The organism is Moorena sp. SIO4A1 (assembly GCF_010672065.1).
Taxonomy (GTDB): domain Bacteria; phylum Cyanobacteriota; class Cyanobacteriia; order Cyanobacteriales; family Coleofasciculaceae; genus Moorena.
In genome coordinates, this window is record NZ_JAAHHX010000095.1 from 1 (window position 1) to 18256 (window position 18256).

General features: G+C 43.2%; 18 protein-coding genes, 1 tRNA gene and 2 pseudogenes. 13 read left to right on the forward strand and 8 right to left on the reverse strand.

What is annotated here, in order from left to right; genetic code table 11:
• Positions 1-445 precede the first annotated feature (445 nt).
• A pseudogene (locus F6K53_RS32425) lies at positions 446-1373 on the reverse strand (IS4 family transposase); the annotation flags it as partial.
• Positions 1374-1607: 234 nt separating this feature from the next.
• Between F6K53_RS32425 and F6K53_RS32430 the strand changes: the two are divergent.
• The 6 genes and pseudogenes from F6K53_RS32430 (at position 1608) to F6K53_RS32455 (ending at position 7650) form a co-directional block, all read left to right on the forward strand.
• Positions 1608-1736 carry a hypothetical protein gene (locus F6K53_RS32430; RefSeq protein ID WP_293030515.1) on the forward strand — a complete coding sequence of 43 codons (129 nt, stop codon included), beginning with the start codon at positions 1608-1610 and terminating at the stop codon, positions 1734-1736.
• A 64-nt stretch (positions 1737-1800) separates the two neighbouring features.
• Entirely contained in the window at positions 1801-2109 is a 309-nt protein-coding gene (locus tag F6K53_RS32435; protein ID WP_293030518.1) for a hypothetical protein, read from the forward strand.
• Positions 2106-2823: pseudogene (locus F6K53_RS32440) on the forward strand (transposase); the annotation flags it as partial. The gene F6K53_RS32435 and the pseudogene F6K53_RS32440, both read left to right, overlap by 4 nt.
• A gap of 144 nt (positions 2824-2967) precedes the next feature.
• On the forward strand, positions 2968-3864 hold the full coding sequence (gene fabD, locus F6K53_RS32445) for an ACP S-malonyltransferase (RefSeq protein WP_293030521.1): 897 nt from the start codon (positions 2968-2970) through the stop codon (positions 3862-3864).
• Between the two features lie 1375 nt (positions 3865-5239).
• Positions 5240-5635, forward strand: a complete 396-nt coding sequence (locus F6K53_RS32450) for a hypothetical protein (protein WP_293030577.1) — start codon at positions 5240-5242, stop codon at positions 5633-5635.
• 275 nt (positions 5636-5910) lie between these two features.
• Positions 5911-7650 (forward strand): DUF3685 domain-containing protein, encoded by a 1740-nt coding sequence (locus tag F6K53_RS32455; RefSeq protein WP_293070485.1) that lies wholly within the window; start codon positions 5911-5913, stop codon positions 7648-7650.
• A 116-nt stretch (positions 7651-7766) separates the two neighbouring features.
• Here the strand turns inward: F6K53_RS32455 and F6K53_RS32460 are convergent, their stop codons facing one another.
• Positions 7767-8366, reverse strand: a complete 600-nt coding sequence (locus F6K53_RS32460; RefSeq protein WP_293083519.1) for a hypothetical protein — start codon at positions 8364-8366, stop codon at positions 7767-7769.
• A gap of 170 nt (positions 8367-8536) precedes the next feature.
• On the reverse strand, positions 8537-8674 hold the full coding sequence (locus F6K53_RS32465; protein ID WP_293070481.1) for a hypothetical protein: 138 nt from the start codon (positions 8672-8674) through the stop codon (positions 8537-8539).
• 130 nt (positions 8675-8804) lie between these two features.
• Here F6K53_RS32465 and sbcC point away from each other — a divergent pair, with 130 nt between their 5' ends.
• Complete coding sequence (gene sbcC, locus F6K53_RS32470; protein WP_293070479.1) at positions 8805-11825, forward strand: exonuclease subunit SbcC; 3021 nt, start codon at positions 8805-8807, stop codon at positions 11823-11825.
• Here the strand turns inward: sbcC and F6K53_RS32475 are convergent.
• The 3 genes from F6K53_RS32475 to F6K53_RS32485 all read right to left on the reverse strand — a co-directional run bounded on the left by F6K53_RS32475 (position 11804) and on the right by F6K53_RS32485 (position 13701).
• Entirely contained in the window at positions 11804-11941 is a 138-nt protein-coding gene (locus F6K53_RS32475; RefSeq protein ID WP_293019916.1) for a hypothetical protein, read from the reverse strand. The genes sbcC and F6K53_RS32475 overlap by 22 nt on opposite strands.
• Positions 11942-11974: 33 nt before the next feature.
• The gene (locus F6K53_RS32480; RefSeq protein WP_293019914.1) at positions 11975-12394 is read right to left on the reverse strand and encodes a DUF29 family protein; all 420 of its coding nucleotides are present in this window, start codon (positions 12392-12394) and stop codon (positions 11975-11977) included.
• 620 nt (positions 12395-13014) lie between these two features.
• Complete coding sequence (locus F6K53_RS32485; protein ID WP_293083521.1) at positions 13015-13701, reverse strand: carbonic anhydrase; 687 nt, start codon at positions 13699-13701, stop codon at positions 13015-13017.
• Positions 13702-13782: 81 nt separating this feature from the next.
• Between F6K53_RS32485 and F6K53_RS32490 the strand changes: the two genes are divergently transcribed.
• Entirely contained in the window at positions 13783-14034 is a 252-nt protein-coding gene (locus tag F6K53_RS32490) for a hypothetical protein (protein WP_293070476.1), read from the forward strand.
• 279 nt (positions 14035-14313) lie between these two features.
• On the opposite strand, the gene F6K53_RS32495 is transcribed toward F6K53_RS32490, so the two are convergent.
• Positions 14314-14400, reverse strand: a tRNA-Ser gene (locus tag F6K53_RS32495).
• Positions 14401-14484: 84 nt separating this feature from the next.
• Here F6K53_RS32495 and F6K53_RS32500 point away from each other — a divergent pair.
• The 5 genes from F6K53_RS32500 (at position 14485) to F6K53_RS32520 (ending at position 17323) form a co-directional block, all read left to right on the forward strand.
• On the forward strand, positions 14485-14853 hold the full coding sequence (locus F6K53_RS32500) for a 2Fe-2S iron-sulfur cluster-binding protein (protein ID WP_075905329.1): 369 nt from the start codon (positions 14485-14487) through the stop codon (positions 14851-14853).
• Positions 14843-15409 carry a thermonuclease family protein gene (locus tag F6K53_RS32505; RefSeq protein ID WP_293070474.1) on the forward strand — a complete coding sequence of 189 codons (567 nt, stop codon included), beginning with the start codon at positions 14843-14845 and terminating at the stop codon, positions 15407-15409. Before F6K53_RS32500 ends, F6K53_RS32505 begins: the two co-directional genes overlap by 11 nt.
• 286 nt (positions 15410-15695) lie before the next feature.
• Complete coding sequence (locus tag F6K53_RS32510; RefSeq protein ID WP_293019906.1) at positions 15696-16520, forward strand: inositol monophosphatase family protein; 825 nt, start codon at positions 15696-15698, stop codon at positions 16518-16520.
• A 205-nt stretch (positions 16521-16725) separates the two neighbouring features.
• Positions 16726-17100 carry a Nif11-like leader peptide family natural product precursor gene (locus tag F6K53_RS32515; RefSeq protein ID WP_293083524.1) on the forward strand — a complete coding sequence of 125 codons (375 nt, stop codon included), beginning with the start codon at positions 16726-16728 and terminating at the stop codon, positions 17098-17100.
• 13 nt (positions 17101-17113) lie between these two features.
• Positions 17114-17323 carry a hypothetical protein gene (locus F6K53_RS32520; protein ID WP_293083526.1) on the forward strand — a complete coding sequence of 70 codons (210 nt, stop codon included), beginning with the start codon at positions 17114-17116 and terminating at the stop codon, positions 17321-17323.
• Positions 17324-17355: 32 nt separating this feature from the next.
• Here F6K53_RS32520 and F6K53_RS32525 read toward each other — a convergent pair.
• Positions 17356-18256, reverse strand: a 901-nt coding sequence (locus tag F6K53_RS32525) for a pentapeptide repeat-containing protein (protein ID WP_293083529.1), incomplete at its 5' end; no start/stop codon positions are given.

The following is an 18256-nucleotide window of genomic DNA, read 5'->3' on the forward strand; positions in this document are numbered from 1 at the left end:
CGGAGGCATAGCAGTTTTTACGTTGGTTTGTATGGTCAAACCTGGATGAATTTTAAGGATGTTTGTCTAAAATTAGTAACCGAATTAATGAAATTAAATCCTAATAAACGAAAGTATTATCAACGCGAAGGGCTAGGTCGCTTATAGAATCTGCGTTTTAGCTCATTTCGTCACCCCCTCAGTTCTGAATTCCTTTACGTTTAATTTTTTGTCCGTGAAGAGGTAAGCATTCAGCTATCAGCTATCAGCTATCAGCTATCAGCTATCAGCTATCAGCTATCAGCTATCAGCTATCAGCTATCAGCTATCAGCTATCAGCTATCAGCTATCAGCTTATGCGCTACAGATGGTGCTACTTGAGGTGCTTTTGAATAAAATAAGCTGACGGCACCTCAAGTAGCGTGAGCTTTTAGCTCACGGCTGACGGCTGAATGCTTACGTGAAGAGTAGCAGAAGTATAAGCTATTGTTATCAATAAAATTAAGGAAATCAACCGATTATCTGAGACATTAGTGTCTTCTAAGTTATAGCCACCTGTTTTAAAATCTCTAAACATTTGCTCAATATTAAACCGTTTTTTATAAGCAGCAATTGCCAAGTCTAACGACTTTAAATTTGTGAGAAGAAACCAGGGTTCTTTTGGGGCAAATCCTGAAATCTTTTTTTTCCATTTTGCGGCCAAATTAAAACGGGGTAATCCCTTAGTTTTCGTAACTTTGATTCCTTTAAAAAACAACGAAGTTCCTGGGACTAATTCTAAAGAATCTAAATCTGTCCAAATTTTTTTTTCAATTTCAATAAATTCATTTTTTTTAAGACGTAGACAAAAGTCTGCATCCTTTTGTGACAACCAGTTTGCCAGCCTGACAGAACAAAATTCTCTATCTCCCAATAGGCAGATTCTATAATCTTTAAAAATCGGCATTATTTTTGATATATGAGTTGTTTGTTCCTTAAAATTACTACTGCCTAATTTTGGCATCAAAGTAAAGTAAACTGGAAAAGCTCTTTTGTCCCAAATCAGGCTAGTTACTAAAAGGTTTATTTTACCCCAATTTGTCCGATCAATTGCTATATAAACTAGGTCATTTTTTTCGGCGTTCGCCGACGCTACGCGAACAAAATATGTTTCTAGTAAATTAGATAGAATAGGAAACCAAATATTTTCAAAATTTAAAGTTGGCAAAGAGAAAAAGCGCTGTAGTCTTTTTATTCTACTTTCAAACTTTATTCCAAGAGGTAAAGCATTGGCTAATTTTTCAATGGCTTTCTCTTTTGATTGATTGTAGTAGAATAACTACAATATTTGCTAAAATAGAATTACGATCCTTTAGTTTAAATTTTAGATGGTTTTGATATAATAATGGTAACATTTTCAACAGATAGGTCTTATTGACAATGAAAGACCTATCTTTTTCTACCACAGATCGTTACACTCTTGACGTATCAATCGTTTCAATCGCTATCGTCGCCCCCCCAGGGGGTTTAACTCCTGGGATGAACCTTTTTATCAATGACCGACAGGTGACTCAGCAAACTGGCTTTGGGACTTTCAATATTGCGGCTAAGTGGAAAGCGATGCAGCGCGGTCTTGGGGGTCCCCCCCCATGAGCGACTGCATCAAGACAAGAAACTACAAAGGCTTTAAAACAAAAGAACCTTGGTATATCTTAACTAAATTGGTGGATTTAGACATAGCTATTCGAGCTTATCAAAAGCGTTTTGATATTGAATAGATGTTTCGATATTTTAAAGCAGGTGGCTATAATCTTGAAGGTTCTAAGCTCAAACCTCAGCAGCGTGAATATTCTACTTGTTGTCGTTGCTATTGCTTATACTAGTGCCATGATTCACGGTCAAAATATTAAGAGTATTGGCATTCAAAAATATGTAGCACGACCGGAAACTTCCTCAAATTCACAACGTAGACATAGCTCTTTTTATATTGGTCAACATCTTCATAATTGGCTCCACCTACAGCAATTGTGCCAACAAAATTTGTCTGAACTTTTGCAAATTAATCGTCGTTGGATTCTCCATTACAATCAGGGTCAACGTGCTATTGAGCTTGCCCTGTCTAGTTTTCAATCCCCTTTGTCGCCCTGCTAGCTTATGTAGTAGCAATTAGGAGTAATCATGGAGTCTGGATGCCATCCTCACAGAGGGTTAGAGCGAATAAGTGGTGTAAATTTACCAGAACATTTAGTAATCAAAAATCAGAAACTAGATACATTAGAGAAATAGTCTATGGAAAAAGGAGAGCCATAACTTACTGGGAAATAACCACAGACCCAAAAACTATGCCAGAGAATGGAACTTCTTTTGTGATGACTAATTTGAAAGGTAATCTCAAGAAAATCTTGGGAGATTTGTATGGATTAAGAACATGGGTAGAGTATGCTTTTCGTCAGTGTAAACAAGAATTAGGATGGACAGATTACCGTTTTAATAAGTTTAAGGATATCGAAAAATGGTGGTAAATAATTTTTTGTGTACACCATGATTAGTTTAAATTATCCAGCTTTTTTATCTTTCAATCAATCGGCAGAAGTGGCCAATGAGGTGACAGATACTGATGATATCCAGGTGAGTAATCATCAACAATGGAATCATCAAGGTGGATGGGATAATGTGTTAAACAATTTTCGTTTACTGATTCAACCCATCATGATGTTATGGATTATTTTTCCCTGGTTAGATATTTTACCTAATAGTAATTTATTGGTGGGATTGAATCAGCTAATTAGTGAAATTAATCAATGTCATTTTTTTTTTATTCTGGATAATCTGGCTTATTTGTTAATCATTGAATTCGGAAAGTGACAGAAGAGGGATACTACTCATATCAACACTCAGTAGTCAGCACTCAGCAATCAGCGCATATGACATAATTGAAACCGATAAGACCACCAAATCGTACAGCAATAGCAGATAATTGATTCTTGAGGACCAATAAATAATAAATAAATGATAAAGACTGCATGGGTGTTTCCTGGGCAAGGTTCCCAGGTACCAGGTATGGGAGTGGACTTATTAGACCTGCCGTCTGCAAAGGTTAAGTTTAAGCAAGCTGAGGAAATTTTAGGCTGGTCTGTCCTAGATATTTGTCAAGGGGAGTCCGATCAGTTATCTCAAACCCTCTACACTCAACCTGCCTTATACGTAGTTGAGAGTATCCTGGCTGATCTGCTCATGGAACAAGGGGAACGACCCCATCTAGTAGCGGGTCACAGCTTGGGAGAATATGTTGCCCTCTACACTGCCAAAGTATTTAACTTTGAGGCAGGGCTACGCCTAGTCCAACATCGGGCTAAATTGATGGATAGTGCTTCTGATGGCATGATGGTTGCTCTGATTGGCTTCAAACGCCCAGAACTTGAAGAAAAAATCCAGCAGATACAGGATGTTGTTATTGCTAATGATAACAGTCCTGCTCAAGTGGTAATTTCAGGTAAACCAACAGCAGTTCAGGATTTGCTGAGTCAGATTAAAGTGAAACGGGCTGTTCCTCTAAAAGTGTCCGGTGCCTTTCATTCTCCCTTAATGGCTGAAGCAGCGGCTCAGTTCCAGGAACTCTTGCTGTCTGTCCCCTTTGCTGACGCCCAGGTACCAGTATTATCGAATGTGGACCCTGTACCCACGGTCGAGGCAGCTACCTTAAAACATCAACTCCAGTCTCAAATTACTGGTTCAGTACGATGGCGAGAAATTTCTCTGAGGCTACCAGTGGAAGGGATTGAGAAAGTGGTGGAAGTCGGACCAGGTAAGGTGCTGACTGGCTTAATTAAACGGATGTGTCCCGAGTTAATTTTAGAAAACGTTAATAGCATTGCTGATCTGCAGCAATGCTTAGCAGTAGGCTAACTCGAAGCCCTAAGCTCAATCTGATTCAGGTTTTGGATGGCGGCGCGCTGCTCTTTGACGCGCCGCTTTGATGGAATCCCCCCAATAGTTATCAGAGTTTAGATATGGCAAGTGTCGGGAGATGGGGAGATGGGGAGATGGGGAGATGGGGAGATGGGGAGATGGGGAGATGGGGAGATGGGGAGATGGGGAGATGGGGAGATGGGGAAATGGGGAGATGGGGAGATGGGAGCGATTTTTATTAAGGGTAATTATCCTGACATGATATGAGGAGCGCGATCGCATATCGGTTCATGGCAAAGGCATCTAAATTCTAGAAGCCTTACTCAGCAGAAAAGATTTAAAAATTCGTAAGCATTCAGCGGTCAGCCGTCAGCCGTCAGCCGTCAGCCGTCAGTGGTCAGCCGTCAGTGGTCAGCCGTCAGTGGTCATATCAAATCCGGATAATTGCCCACACTTACGATATCCAGACAACATCTTTCTCCCCCTGCTCCCCTGCACCCGAAGCTCCCCTGCTCCCCTCACCAGGAAGTATGGTTATTCAACCGGATTTGATATCAGTGCTCAGCTTATTGTATTCAAAAGCTATTCCTAAAGTAGCGTGCCCATAGCCCATAAGCTAATGGCTGATACGCGACACGCTGATACGCGACACGCTGATAGCTGAATACTTATCAAAATTCCTAAGCAAAAATACTTATTCAATGACTCTCATATCCAGTAGGCATTTCCAAATAAGATGCGAATACCACTGCATATCGGTCAAATCCAGAACCATTAGGTTTTTTTGACTTTCTCAAACTTACCTAACATTTTTGATGCAGTCGCTTTTGAAATCATAAAAATATGAGAAAATGCAAAATCACAGAGTAAATAAGTCAGTCAGTTGACATGGGATGGCTGGAAAAGGTCTCTGGATTGGTGGTCTTTAGACAAAAGATCAACCACTGTTTCCTTATGCCTACCAAACTGACTTCTGCTGACTTCCCCCTGACCAGTATAACATCTTGACCCAAGGGGTTTCGGTTAGTGGAAAAAGTTGGCTAAATCAGCATTTTTATAGCTGATATATTTGCTGTAGTTATTGTCTTAACCATATTCCTAAAACAAATCACTGTGATTACCAAAGGAGCTGCCCATGCTTGAAATAATGAGTATTCAAAAAGCTGATGAAACCAGTCAATTAAAAAATCCAAAAAAGGTAATAATTACTGGCAGTTTGTAAATAATTATCCAAATCAACGAGTTACCTACAGTAAAAACTGTTAAAAACGGCTGGCAGGAATTTAATGTTGATTGCGATGGCACGATTTTTACGATTAAGGTCAAACCTAAAGTTTGGAAAAAAATCACGACGGCTAATGAGATGTATTCCATGTGGGTCGCTGTTATTACTGGCAAACTGGGAGCGAAAATTAACAAAGGGTTTCGGGTAGAGCAACCAGGCATTCAAGTATTTGAGAAAAAACCCAAGGCACCGAAACCAGAGAAAGCACAGCTACAAGCCCAATCACAGGAACAGCTACAACCACAAGCACAAGCCCAATCACAGGAGCAGCTACAGGAGGAGCTACAAGCTCAATCACAGGAGCTAGCCCAATCACAGGAGCAGCTAGCTCAATCACACGAACAGCTAGCCCAATCACAGGAGCAGCTAGCTCAATCACACGAACAGCTAGACCAATCACAGGAGCAGCTACAAGGTCAATCACACGAACAGCTACAGGAGCAGCTAGCCCAATCACAGGAACAGCTACAAGCACAAGCCTAAGCAAAGACCAAGAATTGGGCGTTAAACTGATTTAATCTGAACAGTTATTATCAAATTTCGTTAATCGTTAATTGAGAATTAATAATTTTAAATTAACGATTAACAATTAACAATTAACAATTAACAATTTTTCGGGATTCCTGCTCCAGCGGGTCGGTTCCTCAGCCCCCAAGCCACAAAAGGTAATGTTATGCTAGCTTCAACGGCTAATTGTTCATAGCGTTCATTGGTTTACAGGCTTTAGCCATAAGCCATTTCCTATAGGCTATCTCCAGATGAGCGATCGCATAACTCATATCCTTCTGATTGATGATGACCCAGTATTCCGATTGGGTATAAGGACTGCCTTGCAAGCCTTCGAGGATCTACTAGTTGTAGCTGAGGCTGATACTGGTACAGAAGCCCTATCAAGATTAGCGGCACTAGAGGCGACCAACTCCGTGGATTTGGCAATTTTGGAACTAGCTTTGGATCCCCCTAATTCAAGTGAAGGGATAGCCTTATCAGGATTGCCACTGTGTCAGCGATTACAGCAGGAGTACCCTAACTTGCCAATCTTACTACTGACCAGGGAATCTCAACCCACTGTACTAGCAGCAGCTCAAGCATTGGGTGTAAATGGGTACTGCCCCAAAGGAGTAGCGATCTCTACCATTGTTGAAGCCATTGGTCAAATTATTGAGGGTCAATCCTATTGGCAGACACTGTCTAACTTACCTACTGTATCTTATAAAGCTGCAGGTTTTGCTCCCTGGTATCAACAGTGGCGTAAATCAGGATTCCAACAATTTGAAGCGGCTTTAGCCCAGGTCAATAGTCAGCTGCAAAATCCTCGTCTTTCCAATTGGGATTGGCTGTTTTGGACTGGACGCCGTCGAGAACTGTTGGTAGCCCGTTGGCTGGCGGATCAGCTATTACCTGCTAGCATCATTCTGGTGGAACCGTCACGGGACAATTCCTTAGTCCCAATGCCTAAACCGGAAAGGTCACTGACTGTTGCGCCAATGGCTCAATCCCAGCTTAGCCCTAAGCCACCACTAGTTGAGCAGATATTTGACCGGACAATGAACCGGACAATGGTAAAACTTCAATCTGGTTTATCCAACCTCTCTGGTGTTCCCCTAGAAATTGACATTCTCCAAGTAGAGAAAAGAGCAGAGTTACTTGGTTTAGTCTTCCAAACCTTTGAAGAGCTGGTTGAAGATTTGCGCTTGTCTCAAGTAACACTGGAACAGTTACCTCAGAAGCAACAGCTGATTCTGAAAGATCTGTGGGAAGCATCAGTTACAGATTTCTTCGGAAAGTATTATACCTTGTACACGGACAATACTCAACTAGAAGTTGTCACTATTTTGCTTGGTAACTATCCCATCGTCAAAAAAGAAATTCTTGATAAAATTCCTCTAGTAATTGATTTATTAGGTCATCGACTATTTGAGAGCTCATTAATCATTGATAATGTCTCTTATCCAGCCCACACCCCTGAAGCAATTCAACGGTCAGAATTTATCCTGGACAATTTAATTATCCAAATTGCTAATGGGGTGATTCAACCGTTATTAAATCAATTGGCTGATGTAGAAATTATTAAGGTAAATTTTTATCATAAAAATCTAATGTCATCTCGGGAAATTGCTCGATTTCGCAATAATCTCTCCTGGCGATATCGCCAAGATAAACTATTTGGTGAGCCACAAGCAATTTTCGAGAGTCGATATGATTTATTTATCCTAACTGACACTGGCATTAAACAAACCAGTATCTATGCTCCCCGGCGTCGAGAATTAGAACAGCTGGGAGGTTTCCAGCTAGCTGTGACTTTAGCCTATGAGCTACGGGATGCTCTTTCTCCCCGTGTGCAAGCGGCTGTCACTTGGATTGGTAATGGTGTGGTGTATCTGTTGACCCAAGTCTTTGGTAGAAGTATTGGTCTAGTGGTTCGTGGTGTAATTCAGGGCATTGGTAGTAGCGTCCAAGAGGCCAGGTTTGGGAAAAATTCTGGACGTGGGAAGTAGGGAAGAGGGGAAAGTAAAAAAATACCATTACATCCGGCATAGGGACTGATTCAACCCTCCCCACCTAAACAATTTTAGAAAACAATTTTAGAAGCCCCTGCCTCTAGGCATAGGTTTCATGACTCATTCACAGTCACACCCTTTTTGCCATTACTCTCAGTATGTTCTACTACCTCCGAGCCTAGAGGATTAGCTTTATGCTGAGATGGTGGCAAAGCGGGTTCTAATATTTCCCAAGCTTCTTTGGCAATGGGCAAATACTGATCGTGAGCGGCTTTAGCTTCAGCAAATTTTGTTAAGGTTTTGGCAAAATTTCTATCCGTTGCCAGTTTCATATGTTCCGGTGTCAGGGGGTCTGGGGAAAATAAGGCTTCGATCACTGGCCGTAATTCCACCGCTTGTTGGTAAGCTTGTTCCAAGTTGACCCTTAAACTTGCTAAAGATGCGATCGCTTTTACTGACTGAATAATCTCTGCTTCTTCACCATCTGTATCACTGGTACCTAGTGGCTCAACTAAAATCAAATCGTCAGCACTCAAGCCATCGGCAAAGCTATCCTCATTGACGGTAGTGTCTTCTGAGTCTTCCATCCGCCGTTGAATCTCTTCGAGGGCTTTGGCTCTGTTTTTGGCATTGTCGGTTCTGCCGGGGACTTCAACGAAAAAGCCGAGTTCCTTTAAATCCTTGGTTGTATATTGCACCGTAGCTTTTGACATAATGTTTACCCCAGTTTCGATGTCCGATTAGATTCATCCTACTTAAATTAATAGTACGCCTGATCGAGTTCACTATGGAACATGGTTCCAAAACCGAAATGGCGTAAGCATATGCGCTACGCGCACGCTACTTGAGGTGCTATCAGCTCTCAGCTATCAGCTCTCAGCTATCAGCTCTCAGCCATTGGCCAACGGCTGACGGCTAACCACTGACCACTGACCACTGACCACTGACCGCTGACCACTGACCGCTGACCACTGACCGCTGACCGCTGACCACTGACCGCTGACCGCTGACCGCTGACCACTGATGGTCTAGCTAAGACTTTTTGCTTACTGAGGAATTATTAATTTTTGTAAAAATGAGTGTTCAAGACCTAGAAAACTGATATATACGTCGCTACACTAATCAAAGTGTGTAAGGCTTGTGGAACCTAGATGATTCCTATCCAACTAACTCTAAAAAACTTCCTCAGCTACCGCGACGCAACTCTAGACTTTCGCGGTCTTCACACTGCCTGTATTTGTGGTCAGAATGGAGCCGGGAAATCGTCCTTGCTAGAAGCCATTACCTGGGCAATTTGGGGACAAAGCCGTGTTGCTTCGGAAAACGATGTTATCAATACTGGGGCGAAGGAAGTCCGAGTAGACTTTATTTTTCAAAATAATCAACAAACCCATCGAATTATTCGGACTCGCCACCGAAAACAGGGGAGTTCCCTAGAGTTTCAAGTGGAAACACCAAATGGTTTTAAGTCTTTAAGCCAGAAAGGAGTACGAGCAACTCAATTATTAATAATAGCGAATCTGAAGCTAGATTACGATACCTTTATCAACTCCTCTTACCTGCGTCAAGGTCGAGCCGATGAGTTTATGGTCAGGCGTCCCAGTGAACGGAAACAAATTCTGGCAGATTTGCTCAAACTAGACCAGTACGAAAAATTGGCAGACCAGGCAAAGGATTTGTCAAAGCAGTTGAAAGGTCAAGTAGAACAGCTAGAACAAAGTTTGCAGGGTATTAAGGAACAACTGGGAGAACGGGATGCGATCGCAAAAGAAACAGCTACCCTGGAAACTGCCTTACACCAGCTGCAACAAGACCAAGACCAAGACGCGCAACAACTCAAACAACTACAAGCTGTTGGACATCAGCGGAATAGCTGGGAACAACAGCTAAACTTTGTGAGGACACAATATCGTAATCTTACTCAAGATTGCGATCGCATACAACAAGACATTGCTACTGCTGTTGCTCAACAACAACAACTTTCTGAACTACTCTCTCAAGACCAACAAATTACTGCTGGTTATGCCGAATACCTCCAGCTACAAGAACTTGAAGAAAGTCTTGCCGCAAAATTACAGACTTATCAGAAAGCGCAACAGCAACGACAACAACTTCAACAGCAGCTCAATCAAGAAATTAATCAACATAATCTCCAAATCCGTGATATCCAAGCTCAACTCGAAGCCTTGGGTACTCAAGAGCAAGATATTAAAGATACTCTCTCCCGTTCAGGGCAAGTGGCTACAGCCCTGGCACAACTTAACCAAGCTCGTGAACGCCTCAAGCAGCTAGATAATCTGCAACTAGAAGTCTCTCCCTTGTTGCAACGCCGTGGGTCTATCCAAAGCGAACTTGACCGGGTTCAAGCCAGACTCAGTGCCAAATTAGAAGAACTAGTCTCTTCTGAAAAACAGTTATCCCAGCAAGTAGCAACAACACCTCAGCTGAGACAGGCCGCACTTCAGTTAGAGGCTGAACTTGGGGAATTAGAGAAAAAGCGGGTCTACCTGTCTCGGTTACAGGACAAAGGACTAGAACGTCGAGGCTTTCGAGAACGCCTCCACGAAAACCAACGTCGCTATGAAAAATTACTGGGGGAACTGACCCAAAAAATCGAATTGCTGCAAGTTCAGAACGCAGTTTGTCCCTTATGCGAGCAGCCTCTAGATGCAGCCCATTCTGACCGGGTGATTCAGAAAACTACTGCTGAGCACAAGGATGTTCAAGATCAATTCTGGGTAGTACGAGAGCAGCTAACAGTTTGTGAACGAGAACTTCAGGTGTTGCGCCATGAATACTCCCAAATTTCCAAACAACTCTCTCCTTATGAAGAGTTGCTAGAACAACGGGGACAACTAGCAGCACAACTAGAAGCCACTGACGAAGTTTACGACCGACTCTATGAAGTATCTGAGGAAAAGAAAGAACTGCAACAATCCCTTAGTATTCCTAGTTATGGGGTAGAGTTACAGGAAGAACTAAGGCAACTCGACCTCCGAATCCAACAGCTCAACTACGACGAACAAACCCATGCTCTAGCACGGGGGGAAGTTGACCGCTGGCGCTGGGCTGAAATCCACTCGGCTAAGCTAGAAGAAGCACGGCGGCGTCAGGAAAAAATTGATGCCCAGAAACCACAGCTGCAAGAGAAGCTGGATACTCTTCAAGCCTCGGTGGATCAGTTACAAACGAATTCCCCGTTGAAGCAGCAATTGGATCAGCTAGATCGATACATTGCTGAGATTGGCTATAACTTGGATGCTCATAATCAAGTAAGAGCCTCGTTGCGTCAAGCCCAATCTTGGCAACTGCCTTATCAGGAATTACAAACTGCCCAAGAGCAACAGCCCCAAGTCGGTCAACGCTTGGCAAACCTAAATCAAACCCTCCAGAGCAGACGCTCTAATCTCAAGGAGGTTAATACACAAATTGAGGACATTGTCAAGCAAATGGAACAAAGTCCTGATGTCACTAGGGACATCCAAGCCTTAGAACAGGGCATGAAGCAGCGCCGACAGCAAATGGATAAACAACTATCCCAGCAGGGGCGTCTCCAACAACGGTTGCAGCAACTGGAATCCCTACAAACTCAGTATCAACAGCAACTCGAAAAGCTCCAACAACTCCAGCGGCAATATCGGGTGCATCAGGAATTAGCGATCGCATTTGGCAAAAATGGCATCCAGGCACTAATGATAGAGAATATTTTGCCTCAACTAGAAGCCCAAAGCAATCAAATTTTGGCTAGACTGACCGGGAATCAGTTACACATCCAAATTGTTACCCAAAAGGCAGGGAGTCGGTCTTCTAAGAAAAAAACCAAACTGATTGATACCTTAGATATATTAATTGCTGATGCCACTGGTACTAGACCTTATGAAACCTATTCCGGTGGTGAAGCATTTCGGATTAATTTTGCCATTCGTCTGGCATTAGCACAACTGTTGGCCCAACGCTCAGGCACATCCTTACAAATGTTGATTGTGGATGAGGGGTTTGGCACCCAAGATGCCGAGGGGTGTGAGCGATTGATTGCAGCAATTAATGCGATCGCATCCGATTTTGCTTGTATTTTAACCGTGACTCATATGCCTCAGTTTAAAGAAGCCTTTCAGACCAGGATTGAAGTATCTAAGACATCCCTTGGCTCTCAGTTAAGTTTATCGATGTAATCAATGCTAATATTTGTAGCAAAGGGAATAGGGAGTAGGGAACAGGGAGTAGGGAGTAGGGAGTAGGGAGTAGGGAGTAGGGAGTAGGGAGTAGGGAGTAGGGAAGTTCTGAACAAAAATTATGTAAGAAATTATGTAAGCATTCAGCCCTATAAAATCAAATCCATTGCTGTTTTTATGATTTCCTCCCGCTCCACCATTTTAGCAATTTCTTCAGCTTCATAACTTCCTTCAAATGCTTCTAATGAAGCGCGGTCTAGTGCGGATTGATAGGCATCTTCTAAAGTTTCTAATAATTCCTCTTCGGTTAAATAAGTTCCTTTAGCCTTGTGGCGCTTATTAGTACGTTGAATTTGTTTAACAGAATTACGGATTGATACTTCCCAAGATTTAGTCGTCCGTTTTTCAGCAGCTTTTTTAATTAGATGTAACAGCAGAATAATTCCATAGCTAAATAGTTTATTCAGTTTATCCGATTTGCTCATCTCCTCCAATTCTTCAATCAGTTCCAGGGCTTCAGGGATTTTGCCTTCGTAGAGCAATTCCTTGAGAGTCATTAATTCTTCCATTCGCTATTATTCCTCCGCTTTTCAATTTCCCCGTCGCGACTAATACCGAACCAAAGATATAGCAGTCGAAGTAAAGCTTAAGACATATTTCTACTCCCGACTCCCTACTCCCTACTCCCGACTCCCTACTCCCTACTCCCTACTCCCTGCTCCCTACTCCCTGCTCCCTACTCCCTACTCCCCTTAACCCATTACCCATTCCCAAAATAACCGTAAAATTGCCCAATGTCTCCAAATAGGCTATTCAACTAATTCGGCAATTGTACGGTTATCTTATTCCTGAAATAGCTTCTACTATAGTAATATCTAAACCGAAATCTCGGCAGTATAGAGGCTGTTATAAACGAGCTAGTTTCGGATCTTCTGTTGACTAACGTTATCAAGACGGTAGGACAATAACTAGTCCAAAGGGAATCAACTATCAGGGCATCTACACATAGGGTTGCAAATAGGTTGTTGTAAACTAAGAAGCTGATTTAACTTTTGGCTGTAAACTGTTGACGACTACTGACAACAGTTTACCAGAGGCTAAGAGTAAAAATGATGCTAATTGGATTATAGCACCTCTAATCAGGGTTGCATCTACTTTTTTTCTGGTTTATTATTACTTAGTTTAGAGTTTATTCTGGAGAACCTTTATAAATTCTTGCTTGCTGCTGAGGTGTTATCCATGCTCCTCTTGAAAACTGGGTTTGAGGTGGTACAAATTGCTTTTGCAGTGGACTATATTCCAGAACCTCTCCCGTTTCTATCTTATAGACCCAGCCATGAAGCCGAATGTCCTCACTTCTGAGTCGAGATTGAATAACTGGGTAAGTACGTAAATTTTGTAGCTGGTTAAGGACGTTTTCCTCCACCGCCCCATTCAGGAGTTCGTCACCTTCATAGTCTTGATAGTGTTCTTTGATAATCCGGCGAGTAGCTTCGGCATGCTTGAGCCATTGGTAAACGGCTGGCATGTCCTCTTCTAGCTTGTCGATTTTCAGTAAACCTTTCATCGCTCCACAGCGATAGTGACCGCATACGACAATTTCATTAATGCCTAAGGCATAAATAGCATACTCTACTGCTGCTGGTTCACCGCCATTACTTGCTCCATAAGGCGGTATGATATTCCCGGCATTGCGGATGATGAACATTTCACCAGGCTCAGTTTGAGTAATCAGACTCGGGTCAATTCGAGAATCTGAACAGGTGATGAATAGTATCCTGGGATGCTGCCCGTGAGACAGTAACTCAAATAGGTCTCGGTGGGTCTGGAAGTAATTGGTCTGGAATTGATGCAGACCTTGAATCAACTGCTTCATTTAAGGCTTACAGCTAGATGTTCTATAATTGGGATCTTCAATAATTTTATAGGCAATAGCCGTCTTAATTGACTTTCAGGTTTGTATTTCGGTCAGCTATCAGTTATCAGCTATCAGCTATCAGCTATAGCAGAAGTCAGAAGTCAGAAGTCAGAAGTCAGAAGTCAGAAGTCAGAAGTCAGAAGTCAGAAGTCAAACTCTTGCGCTTACTTAGGTTTGAGACTTTTGTCATGTCCGCGCCTGCCCTGGCGACTGCTATATCAGCTATCAGCTATAGCGCTACGCTTAGCGTCAGAAGTTAGAAGTCAGAAGTCAAAAGTCAGCTATGAGTAAGTTTCGGAGTTTAGGAATGTCCTAACAGTAGCGCGTAGTGCTATATCAGCTAATAGCTGATAGCTTACCAGGTAAGTATTGGTTTAATCTCTGTTACGTCTGCTGACGGCACCTCAAGTAGCGTGAGCTTTTAGCTGACGGCTGACGGCTGACGGCACCTCAAGTAGCGTGGCCAAAGGCCAAGGCTGACGGCTGACGGCTAACGGCTGACGGCTGACGGCTGACTGCTGACCGCTGACTGCTGACCGCTGAATGCTGATATTATTGATTGAATTGGAACGGAGAGGGAGGGATTCGAACCCTCGTTAAAGTTGCCCCTAAACAGCATTTCCAGTGCTGCGCCTTCAACCACTCGGCCACCTCTCCAGGTAAAGTATTCAGTTGGAGCTTTGAATCTTTTTCAATTCATCGCCCGATTTCTTATTATACAGAAAATTATATACGAAGTCAATGACTCAATCGTACACCATTCAGATTCATAATCGCCAAACTGGTGCTAAGCACAAGGTAAACGTGCCAACTGACCGCTATATCTTGCATTCCGCAGAAAAGCAGGGTGTAGAGCTACCCTTTGCCTGCCGCAATGGAGCTTGTACCACTTGCGCAGTGCGAGTATTGGCAGGAAAAGTCTACCAACCGGAAGCCATGGGACTATCTCCACAATTGCGGGACCAAGGCTATGCTCTATTATGTGTGAGTTATCCCCGGTCAGACCTAGAGGTAGAGACTCAGGATGAAGATGAAGTGTATGAACTTCAGTTTGGTCGATATTTTGCTAAAGGGAAGGTTCGGTTTGGGCTGCCACTGGATGAGGATTAGGACAATAGCCGAGCAGAGCTGCAGTAGAGCGGGGAGCCTGCTTAGTTGCTTTCTGCTCTTGCTTGGGGGATGCCAATTAACAAATGTCCCCAACCAGATTGAAGCTCAAGTGCAACGGGTGATCAGTGGACACACGGTGGATGTGTTGATCTCCAATCAAGATCCACCATTAATGGCACGAATCCGGATGATTGGTATAGAGGCACCAAGCTGGAAACAAAAGCCTTGGGGAGATCAGGCGAAAACCTGTTTACAGAAGATGCTCAGTGAAACTAGTGAAACTGGTGATCAAAAATCGGTTATGTTAGAGCTTGATGTTGAGGAAAAAGACCGCTATAGCCGCTGGTTAGCCTATGTATGGCTAGATGGTGTGTTGGTCAATGAGCAGTTGGTAGCTAAGGGCTGTGCCTTAGCTTCACCCCTAGTCCCCAATAACAAATATGATGCTAAAATAGCCCGTGCTCAAGAATACGCCAGAATTATGGGCTATGGGATTTGGAACCCAGATCAGCCTTTGCGCTTGACACCAGCAGAATTTCGCCGTCAAAATCCTTAGTGGTTATTAGTTATTAGTCATCAGCTATCAGTTATCAGCTTAAGCGCTACGCGCACGCTACTTGAGGTGCTATCAGCTGTGCTTATGGGTACAGTCACAGTGTCGTTCGCACAGCGTGGCCATTCGCGTAGCGTGGCCAAAGGCCAAGGCCAAAGCCTGTGCCACGCTGAGGTACTTTTGAATAAAATAAGCTGACCGCTGACCGCTGACCGCTGACCGCTGACCGCTGACCGCTAACCGCTGACTGCTTACCGACTCAATTGATAAACTACAGGTTATCTGCTCAATGACAGAACATACCTCCGAACAACTACAAACTTTCCTTGATATTGCCGCTAAAGCTGCCACTGCTGCTGGTGATGTTTTGAAAACTTACTGGGGCAATCTCAAAACTATAGAAGAGAAAGGACGTCCTGGAGATTTAGTCACTGCAGCTGATAAAGAAGCTGAAGCAGTAGTCTTAGATATACTCAAAAACGATGTGCCAGACCATTCGATTCTGGCAGAAGAATCGGGTCAACTGGGAGACAATCAAAGTAAATACCTATGGGCGATTGACCCCCTCGATGGTACTACTAATTATGCCCATCAATACCCCATTGCTGCTACCTCTGTGGGGTTGTTGATTGACGGCAAGCCTCAGGTGGGAGCAGTATATAATCCCTTTCGGGATGAGTTATTGTGTGCAGCTGTGGGCTTAGGGGCAACCTGCAATGGTCAGCCAATCCAGGTTTCCCAAGTCTCTGACCTGAGTAAGAGCTTGTTAGTCACTGGATTTGCCTATGACCGGCGGCAGACTTCCGATAACAACTATGCCGAGTTCTGTTACCTGACTCATCTGACTCAAGGAGTTCGCCGTAGTGGTTCTGCATCCATCGATTTGTGTGATGTTGCTACTGGACGATTGGATGGCTATTGGGAACGAGGGCTTTCTCCTTGGGATGTAGCGGCTGGCATCGTTATCCTAGAAGAAGCTGGTGGTAAAGTTACCGCTTATGATCGCAGTCCTATTGATATTAATTCTGGGCGGATTCTGGCAACTAATGCCAAGATTCACGACAGTCTTAGTGCTGCCTTGTTAGAGACACCACCTTTATCTTCTTGGAAATAAAATAGTAAGCATTCAGTTATCAGTTATCAGCTATCAGCTATCAGTTTTCAGCCATTCGCGTAGCGTGGCCCAAAGGCCAAGGCCAACGGCTGACGGCTGACGGCTGACCACTGACGGCTGACGGCTGACAGCTGACTAATTATTTATAATAATAGATGTAAAGTCGATTAATTGGCGTCCCTAAGTGACGCATTTTTTATACCTAATGTCTATAATTTATACAGAAAATGTTGATCAATTTTTCCATGCTGTTTCTCAACAAGAAGATTTAAAACAGCAGCTAATAGCTACTATAAATCCAGAAGAGGTAGTTAAGGTAGCACAGGATTACGATTTTAAGTTTACCGTAGCTGACTGGCAACAGTTTATCCAGGGGCATCACTCCAGTCAGCCTACCAGTGATACTTTTAAAAATGAAATAATAGGATTAGATGTTACAGAGGAACAGTTAGATGCTTGGTGGAAATTTGCTTGGGAAACAGGAGATATCAATCTGATCGGGTGGGTTTATGATAAGAGAGATGCCATCAATTGGGTGCAATTGCTAGATGAGTTTAAAGTGATTAAAAAAGACGATTAATTTTAAGCTATCAGTGGTCAGCGGTCAGCGGTCAGCGGTCAGTGGTCAGCCATCAGTGGTCAGCCATCAGTGGTCAGCCATCAGTGGTCAGCCATCAGTGGTCAGCCATCAGTGGTCAGCCATCAGTGGTCAGCCGTCAGCCCTCATTAATCAGTTTTCAGCTTATTTTATTCAAAAGCTGATAGCTGTTCGCGTAGCGCATAAACTGATAGCTGATAGCTGATAGCTGATAGCTGATAGCTGATAGCTGATAGCTCAAGATTCAATCACCCCATTAATCAGTAAAGCTGCCTTAGTTTTGTCTAAAATAACTTTTTCATAGGTTTTGATTGAGTCCTTATTAATGGGTGTAGCCATGAACCGATAGTGACTGGAGGTTGTTAGTTCATCAATCTTCAGGTTAGTCGCCATCGGGTCTTCTATTTGATACTCTTTCTCGAAGTAAAGTAAGCTAATTGTGGTCAGGTGTATTCGATCAGCAATAGCAGCAGCAAGCAAGCGATAAAAACGAGCTGCAAAACGAGGGTCTTGCTCTAGTTTATGGGTTAATTTAGCTCGATCAATTGACCACACAATGGAGTCTTCTAAAGCTTTAACTGTAGCGGAAGGGGGATGATCTTTCACAAAAGACATTTCTCCCACTACTTCACCGTTGGATAATCGAGCAATTTCCCGACTTTTCCAAGCTTCAACGGAAACGGTTAAGATGCCATCTAGGACAATGTAGAGGGCATTGATCGATTGTCCTTCATGAATCAAGACATGACCAGCTGGAATTTCTTTACTCTCCCCTGTGGCAATCATCCAATCTCGGTCACGGTCATTCAATTCATTCCAAGCCAGAAGCACTTCCGTGATACTAGGTTCCCATATCCCTCCTCGCTTGATCAGGTTATCTTTGGTCTGTTCAACCAGACCGGGATTTTTGCCAAACCGAGTTCCTGTGACTTGGGCATTACTGAGATTAGCATGGCTTAAGTTTGCTGAAATCAAGCTAGCCCCACTCAAGTCAGCCCCACTCAAGTCAGCCCCACTCAAGTCAGCCCCACTGAGTTTGGCATCCCTTAAGTCAGTATCACTTAAGTCAGCATGGCTGAGATTAAGACTACTGAGATTAACACCCCTAAGGTTGGCGTTGCTGAATCTTCGAATGAAT